This is a genomic window from Janthinobacterium sp. ROICE36, from assembly GCF_002869965.1.
Classification (GTDB): Bacteria; Pseudomonadota; Gammaproteobacteria; order Burkholderiales; family Burkholderiaceae_D; genus Janthinobacterium.
In genome coordinates this window covers 46,689-55,063 of record NZ_PEBS01000038.1, presented here as the reverse complement: position 1 = coordinate 55,063, position 8,375 = coordinate 46,689, and the positions used below count along the sequence as shown (strand labels likewise).

The following is an 8,375-nucleotide window of genomic DNA, read 5'->3' as shown; positions in this document are numbered from 1 at the left end:
GTCGGACAGTATCACTACCATCCAAATCTTTTGCATTGCAAAAGATTTGCTCACTCAAAAAACTGACAGGCTACTTCCGAAGAAGTATCCTATTTCATTATTTCTTGTGAACATTTGATATTTTAAGCTTTACAGCAATCCGAAGATCGCTGCTGCACTTACATCAAATGCCCACACTTATCGACTGTTAATTGTTAAAGAACGGTATTCGGTGCTGCTTATTTACTGCTCTCGCGCTATCGACAAAGCGTTGTGTTTGTCAGCTGCGAAGAAGGAAGAGTATGAAGCTTTTTCAGCATGTCGTCAACCTTCTTTTTTACCCGCTTTACTCTGCATTTGCATGCATCGTTCAGCGAGGGGGCGAACTATAGCAAAGCGTCCCGGTAGTAGCAAGGCTTTTGCATTCAACTGCTACAATTTCGCCCCCTCAGCGCAAATCCGCCTCCATACATAGAAGATTCACCATGAAACAACAAGCTCAAGGATCAGGCCTGACCCTGAAACGAGCTGGCTTTAGCACTGGTTTCGGCGTGCTCGCCGCCACCCTCGGTTCCGCAGTCGGCCTCGGCAATATCTGGAAGTTCCCCTACCTGACGGGCGCCAATGGCGGCGCTGGCTTCCTGCTCATCTATTTACTCGCCACCTTATTAGTAGGCCTGCCCGTGATGATCGCGGAAATCACCCTGGGGCGCCGCGCGAAGGTCAATCCCATCTCCACCATGGAACAGCTGGCACCGAAGGGCAAACCCTGGTGGCTGGTCGGCGTGATCGGCATGATCGCCGCCTTCCTGATCGTCGCGTTTTACTCGGAGGTGGTGGGCTGGGTGTTTGCGTATATCGCCAAGTCCATCGATGGCTCCATCCTCAGCAGCGACAAGCTGGTGACGGAAGCGGCCTTTGCCTCGCTGATCAGCAATCCCCTGCAATCGCTGTTCTGGCAATGGGGCGTGCTGCTGTTTATCGGCGGCATATTGATGCTGGGTGTGACCAAGGGTATCGAGGCGATTGCCAAGAAACTGATGCCGCGGCTGTTCCTGTTGCTGCTCCTGCTCTGCGCGGTCAGCCTGTCGCTCGATAAAGCGGGTCTAGGCCTGGCCTTCTTGTTTCGTCCTGATTTTTCCAAGCTGACGGCTTCCGTCGTGCTGACGGCCATGGGCCTGGCCTTCTTCAAATTGTCCGTCGGCATGGGTACGATGATGACCTACGGCAGCTATTTCCGCGACGACCAGAATATCCCTGTCACCACTTTACGCGTCATGGCGGCCGACCTCGGCGTATCGATGCTGGCCGGCATCGCCATCTTCCCCGCCGTGTTCACGTTTGGCTTCGCCCCCAGCGCGGGACCGTCGCTGGTGTTCATCACGATTCCGGCAGTTTTCTCGCAAATTCCCATGGGGCAAGTCCTGATGCTGGTGTTCTTCATCCTTGCTGCCGTCGCCGCAACGGGCGCGATGCTGTCGCTGATGGAAGTGCCCGTGGTGATTTTCCATGAACGCTTCGGCTGGACGCGCACCAAGGCCACCGTGGTGACCATGCTGCTGCTGGCCGTGCTCGGTTCCGTGTGCGCCCTGAGTAACAGCACCCTGGCCGACTTCAAGCTGTTTAACTTGAATATGTTTGATCTGTTCGACTTCGTCTCGTCGAATATCTTCCTGCCCGTGGGCGGCATCGCGATTGCCTTGTTTACAGGCTGGGCCTGGGGCAAGCAGCATTTCATCGAGGCAATCAGCAATCATGGCCAGTTGCAAAACAAGACCTTGGCGCATGTGCTGCTGTTCCTGCTGCGCTTTGTCTCGCCCGTGCTGATCCTGATCGTGATGCTGAAGGGTTTACAAGTCTTCTAGTCAGAGTACCCGGGTGTAGGTCTGGCGCACCAGCACCCGGTCACCGCAATCGAAATGCCACCATTCGCTGTTGATGCCAAAGAAACCCGCATGGAACATGGCGTCGCGCAACAAGCGGCGATGCGCCACGTGCTCTTGCGTAATCTCCCCGCTTTCCAGAAAAACCAGCTCCAGAGCCGGATGTGAGCGCTCACTTAAATCATCAAAGCCCGTGCCCATGTCCAGTTCCTTCCCGTCCCGGCCGACGATGGTGAGGTCGAGGGCCATGCCGAACGAGTGGATGGAGCCGCGCGACGGTTCCGCGATGTAGCCCAACAACTCCGTTCCCTGCAGCGCATCCCACAATTGCTGCTGCACCCGTTGCGGGCGCAGGGCATCGAGCACCAATAAATGATGATCGGGGCGCTGCGCGGCCAGCCAGGCCACGGCCTTTTCCAGTGCGGCGGCCGCATCGCGGTGCAGCCAGGCGCAATCGATGGGGCTATATAAGTCGCGTCCGACGAAATTGTCGGGCGTGGCGTAGCGCAAGTCGACGGCGATGCCGGCGATGCTGCTCAAGTGACGAAATTGCGGATCGTCGCCAACCGCTTCCAATTGCAAACTTGCAACAGACATCAGACGCCTCTTTCCAGGCAGTTGCGCGCCGCCACGCCGATGCTGTCGGCCAGGCGCCGCGCGCCATGCGACAGCGGCGAGTGACTGGCCGTCAATAAATACAGTTGGATGGGGATGGTAGGCGCCCAAGGCCGGCGCTGCAGCCGCTCGGGCGAACCGGAGGCGGCCGTAAACGGGTCGACCACGGCCATGCCGGCGCCCGCTTCCACCAGCGAACGGGCAATTTGATAGGTTTGCACCACGGTACTGAAGACAGGGTGGATATCCTGCGCCTCGCAGGCGGCCACCACCAGTTCACCCAACGGATCGTTGTCCGCATGGCCGATCAGCTCGCCATTCAGGCCATGCGCCGTCAAGGGCGTGCCGCAATCGGCCGCATGCCAGGTGCCGGCTGGCGCGATCACCGTCATGACGCCCTGCGCGATGGGTTCGGCCACGATGCCCGGATGGCGCGGGTCTTGCAGCGATACGGCCAGGTCCGCTTCACCCAGGCGCAGGGTATTGACGATCTCACCCGTGTGGTGGGTGGCCAGCTGGCAACGCGTGTGGGGAAAGTCACGCCGCCATTCCGTCATGGCAAACGGCAAGACGCTGATGGCGAGCGTCGGCGTGGACACCAAACGGATGGTTTCCACCGCATGACCCTTCAGGCTGGCCGCCAGGCGGCGGATGCCCAATAAATCGCGGTTGAGCTTTTCCGTCTCGACAAACAAACGGTGCGCCTCGGGTTTCGGGTACAGCTTGCCTCGCACGCGCTCGAACAGCGGCATACCCAGTTGCAACTCACAATGCTGCAAGACCTTGGTCACGGCCGGCTGCGAGATATGCAGCACCTGGGCCGCACCGCTGATGGTGCCAACTTGCATGATGGCATGAAACACTTCGATATGACGCAGCCGCATGAGCTATTCCTTTACCTTGCTTTGGCCACCTGGGCCGTCAACGTTCAGCATATAAGAAAAAGTCATGGGCTGGAACGTCCATGCTACTTTGCTACAACAGCAGGTGTTGCAACCGCTGGGGCCGGCGTCGTCAGCACTTCCAGCAGGGCCGCCGTTTCGCCATCGGGCATGCCGTCAAACAATGTGTTGCGGTATTTCATCTGGAAGGCGATCAGCACATTACGCGTCGCTTCATCGAAGATGCCCGTGTTCGGCGTCGCATAGCCGTGCTGGGCCAGCTTTTTCTGGAACCAGACGGCGTCCGGCACTTGTTGCTCAAAAATAAGGCGCTGTCCGGCGACACGATTGGCGTCCGGCCAGGCGATCAAGCCCGCAGCGGCCAGCTGGCGCCAAGGGAACAGCGGGCCCGGGTCTTGCTTGCGCTGCGGCGCGATTTCGTTGTGGCCGAGGATATTTTCCGGCGCGATGTTGTAACGGGCCTGGATATCTTTCAACAGCGGAATCAGCTCATCGATCTGCGCCTGCGGGAAGGGATACCAGAGGCGGCCTTCCGGCGTGTCCTTGTAGCCGGGATTGACGATCTCGATGCCGATCGAACTGACATTTAACTGTGTATAAGTCTTCCAGTTACTCACACCCGCGTGATTGGCCTGGCGTGATTCGTCGACCAGCACGTAAAACTTCGGCTTGTCTGTGTCGGTCAGCAAATAATGGCTGCTGACCACTTGTTCCGTCAGGATCTTGATCGAGCGGGGCAAGTCGCTGACCGTGTAATGGATGACGATGAATTTCACGCGCGGGCTCTGGCTGCGCGCCGTCAAGCTGTGGTCGAGGTGCGGCGCGGGCGTGGTACAGGCGGAGAGCAGGGCCACCAGCAGGGCGAGGGCGATTTTTTTCATGAAAGATCCATGTTCGGGTGAATAAAATAGTCAGTCTTTACCGGCACACAAGCTGGCCGTCCTGGCTGCCAGCTTGGCCGCAGCCTCATGCGAACGGGCAACTTTTTGCTCCATCATCAACGATACAGGCAAAGCGGCGCGCATGGCTGCCGCGATGGCCGGGTGCAACTGCGCCGCGCGGCCCGCCAGCACCACGGGACGCGGGCCGTGGCGGGCCGTCAGTGCCAGCGCCAATCTTGCCAGTTCCTGCCCCGCGCGCTGCAAGATGTCCAGCGCCAGCGGGTCGGCGTCTGCACTGGCGGCCACGGCCAGCGCCAGCCGGCCAATGGCCCCCCGGTCCTGGCCATACATGAAGGCACGCGACAGCGACCAGTCGCTACCGCCCAGTTGCGCAAACACGGCCCCGGCCATGGGCGAGCTTTGCCAGCTGCCGGGCGCCTCGTCTTCGCGGCGCCAGATGTGGCGCAAGGCTTCACGCGCAATCCAGTAGCCGCCGCCGCCATCGTCGAGCAGCACGCCGCGCCCGCCCGCGCGGTGAAAGCCGCCATTCACATCGATCCAGGCGGCAATCGAGCCCGTGCCAGCGTAGACCAGATACCCTTCGCCCGGTTCAAAACTGTCACGATAGGCAATGTCGATATCGTTGCCCACGCTGACGTGGGCGGCGTCCAGCGCCAGCAAGGTGGCCAGCGTTTGCGCCAGCGCAACATCGTCGCCACCAAAGCCCGTCAAGCCCGCCACCACGGCACACGGCTGGCCGACAGCCAGCACGGCCTGGCACAGCCGGGTAAACGTGGCATGCACGGCCGCGCGACCCGCATCGCTGCTCATTTGCAAGGCAGACAAGCCTTCCACGGCGCCGTCGGCCACGATGGCGCCGTCAACGGTGGCCAATGCCCAGCGCGTCTGCGTGCCGCCCGCGTCGATGCCCAGGCCCAGCACGGGCACCGCATGATGGGCTGTAGAGATGGAAATCATGGCATGAGTGTAAAGCCAAGCGGAGCTTGCAGGCATGAAAGCTTGCGCATGTTTCATGCCTGCAGGTTATGGACTACCGGAGATCCGGCAACAATTACTTGGCGGGGGCCGCAAACGGTGCGCGCACGGTAACGCGGGGACTTTCATTGCCGAGACGGTCCACGGCGCTGACCACCACTGCGTTGACTTTACCGGTGGCATCATCGACCAGGGTCAGCTCGCCTTGCAGGCCCGTGACCACGCTAAAACGCCAGTCTTCGCCGTAGCGGGCCCAGACGGCATACTGCGCCACTGCTTTGCCGCCACCCGCCGTCAATTTGACGTTCAGTCTGGCGGCATCGCGGCGCAGGGCCAGCACGGGTGTACCCGGTGCTTCCTTGCCCAGCCACGGCGTGGCGGGAATCAGGGCAGGGCTTTGATACACGGTTGCCTTGAGTTGCTCGCTGACACCCTTGCGGTTCTGCATCAGCGGCACCATGCTGAAATGCACATGTCCATTCGCGCCGGGGCGCGTGCGCGTCACGTCGATCTGCTTGATGATCTCTTGCGGCGTGAAGGACTTGGCGGAATTGTCGATCCGGCTCGTGTACAGGCCCGGCCACACATGGCGGCCATACGGGTTATGCGCCAGCCAGTAGTCGAGCAGCACGCCGAACGCTTGCGGCGCCTGCGCCACGGGCCAGTACAGCTGCGGCGACAGATAGTCGAGCCAGCCCTTGGCCAGCCACAGTTCCGCATCCGCATACAATTTATCGTACTGGCTGAAGCCGACGATGCCGGCAGGGCGGCGGTCGGGACGGCCGATACCGAACGGGCTGATACCGAAGCGCACCCAGCTCTTTTCGCGGTGGATGCCGGTATACAAGGATTCGATCAGCCGGTTGACGTTCTGGCGGCGCCAGGAAGGGCGGTCCAGCTGGCCACCGGCCAGCAGATATTGCTGCCAGGAAGGCTCATCGGGAAACGGCAGTTCGCGCTTGGCGCCGCCATTGCCCGCGTCCAGCGCGGCCGTCTCGGCTCCCGCACCGGCGCCGGGCGCGTCGATCGGATACGGATAAAAGTAATCGTCGATGTGCACGCCATCGATATCGTAGCGGCGCACCACGTCCAGTACCACGTCCGTCGTGTGCTTCGAGGCGGCGGCATCACCCGGATCCATCCACAGGTAGCGGCCGTATTGCTTGACGGACGCCGGGTTGGTGGAGGCGAAACTGTCGCGCGCCAGCGGCGACTTGGCCGTCGCGTGACGGGCCCGGTACGGGTTGAACCAGGCGTGCAATTCCAGGCCGCGCGCATGCGCCTGCGCCACCCAGAAGGCCAGCGGGTCATACATCGGCAATGGCGGCTGGCCTTGCTTGCCGGTCAGGTATTCCGACCATGGCTCCAGTTGCGACGGGTAAATCGTATCGGCGCTGGGCCGCACCTGCAGCACAATCGCGTTCAGATTCAAGGACTTGGCGCGGTCGAGGATGGCGATCGCCTCGGCTTGCTGCTTGGCGACCGGCAAATTGCTGCGGCTGGGCCAGTCGATATTGGCGACCGTCGAGACCCAGGCGGCGCGGAACTCGCGCGGCGCCGGCGGCGGCACTTCGCCCGTGATGTGCTGCACGGGCGGCAAACCCGTGTCGCCCGGCGTCACTGCGGAGGGCATTTTGGTGCTGGTACAGCTGCTGAGCAATGTGGCGGCGGCCAGCGCGGCCAGCACGCCAGCCGTGCCGCCCAGGCATTTTTTGAAAGTAGACAACAAAACAATTCCTTGCAATGGTGGAGCGCAGGTGTATCGGTGCGGGCATTTTACTGTGCGCCCGCCATCCTTGCGGGCGCACAGTTCAAAAGAATCAGGCCTCGGCCTTCTTGCCGAATTCGGGATCGATCTTGACCAGCGCGGCCAGGATGAAAGCAGGAATGGTGGCGATGCAGACCCAGATGAAGAAATGCTGGTAGCCAAGCATTTGCTGGATCCAGCCGCTGGCCATGCCCGGCAACATCATGCCCAGGGCCATGAAACCCGTGCAAATGGCGTAATGGGCCGTTTTATGCGCGCCATCGGAGACCATGATCATGTACAGCATGTAGGAAGCGAAACCGAAGCCATAGCCGAATTGCTCCAGCGCAATGCCGCCGGCAATCACATAGATGCTGCTAGGCAAAGCGCTGGCCAGGTAAACGAAAACCAGGTCGGGCAAGTGGACGGACAGCACCATGATCCACAAACAGCGTTTCAAACCGAAGCGGGAAATGATGAATCCGCCCAGCAAGCCACCGAGGGTCAGGGCGATCACGCCGATGGTGCCGTAGACCAGGCCCACCTGTTCCGTGCTGAGACCCAGGCCGCCCTTGGCGACGGGGTCGAGCAGGAAGGGCGCGGCCAGCTTCAACAGCTGCGCTTCGCCGAGACGGAACAGCAGCAAAAAGCCCAGGATGACGAGAATATCCTTCTTCTTGAAAAACGCGGCAAAGGTGGCGACGAACTCTTGCAGCGGAGAAATACCGGCGCCCTGGATGCTGGGCCGGTCATCCTTCGGTGTCGGCAAGACAAAATAGTGATACAGGAAGAGGGCGATGAACAGGCCCGCCAAAATCGCAAACACGACGGACCAGGCCAGCTGCACATTGCCCGTCGCATGCGTCAGATAGCCAGCCAGAAACACCAGGCCGCCCTGGCCGGCGATCATCGCCAGGCGGTAAAACGTGCTGCGCACGCCGACAAAGGCCGCTTGCTGGTGCTCTTCCAGGCCCAGCATATAAAAGCCGTCGGCGGCAATATCATGCGTGGCGGAACTGAAGGCCATCAGCCAGAAGATGGCCAGGCTGATCTGAAAAAAATGCGGCAAGGACGTCGTCAGGGCCACCAGCGCCAGCGCGGCGCCGATCACCAACTGCAGGCCGATGATCCAGAAGCGCTTGGTGCGGTACATATCGATGAAGGGCGACCACAGGGGCTTGATGACCCAGGGCAAGTATAGCCAGCTGGTATACAGCGCGATATCCGTATTGCTGAAACCATAGTTCTTGTACATGATCACGGACAAGGTCATGACCACGACATAGGGAATGCCCTGGCCGAAATACAGGGAAGGGATCCACAGCCACGGCTTGTTTGCGCGCGCCGGGGCGGTTTGTTTCACTAGCTCCAT

The 8,375-nt window shown here is 60.7% G+C and carries 7 protein-coding genes; 1 reads left to right on the top strand and 6 read right to left on the bottom strand.

The annotated features are described in order from the left end of the window. Nucleotides 1–464 precede the first annotated feature (464 nt). Nucleotides 465–1,844, top strand: coding sequence for a sodium-dependent transporter (locus CSZ94_RS16385; protein WP_102122485.1), 1,380 nt, complete (start codon nt 465–467; stop codon nt 1,842–1,844). On the opposite strand, the gene CSZ94_RS16380 is transcribed toward CSZ94_RS16385, so the two are convergent. The 6 genes from CSZ94_RS16380 to CSZ94_RS16355 all read right to left on the bottom strand — a co-directional run bounded on the left by CSZ94_RS16380 (nt 1,845) and on the right by CSZ94_RS16355 (nt 8,375). Beyond that, nucleotides 1,845–2,459, bottom strand: coding sequence for a M15 family metallopeptidase (locus tag CSZ94_RS16380; protein ID WP_102122484.1), 615 nt, complete (start codon nt 2,457–2,459; stop codon nt 1,845–1,847). Next, entirely contained in the window at nt 2,459–3,361 is a 903-nt protein-coding gene (locus CSZ94_RS16375) for a LysR family transcriptional regulator (protein WP_099408255.1), read from the bottom strand. Before CSZ94_RS16375 ends, CSZ94_RS16380 begins: the two co-directional genes overlap by 1 nt. 83 nt (nt 3,362–3,444) lie before the next feature. Next, complete coding sequence (locus tag CSZ94_RS16370) at nt 3,445–4,260, bottom strand: N-acetylmuramoyl-L-alanine amidase (protein ID WP_102122483.1); 816 nt, start codon at nt 4,258–4,260, stop codon at nt 3,445–3,447. Nucleotides 4,261–4,290: 30 nt separating this feature from the next. After that, a complete protein-coding gene (locus tag CSZ94_RS16365) occupies nt 4,291–5,238 on the bottom strand; it encodes a BadF/BadG/BcrA/BcrD ATPase family protein (RefSeq protein ID WP_258001029.1) in 948 nt (315 codons plus the stop codon). 94 nt (nt 5,239–5,332) lie between these two features. Next, a complete protein-coding gene (locus CSZ94_RS16360; RefSeq protein WP_102122481.1) occupies nt 5,333–6,985 on the bottom strand; it encodes a glycoside hydrolase family 10 protein in 1,653 nt (550 codons plus the stop codon). 91 nt (nt 6,986–7,076) lie between these two features. Further along, nucleotides 7,077–8,375 carry an MFS transporter gene (locus tag CSZ94_RS16355; protein ID WP_102122480.1) on the bottom strand — a complete coding sequence of 433 codons (1,299 nt, stop codon included), beginning with the start codon at nt 8,373–8,375 and terminating at the stop codon, nt 7,077–7,079.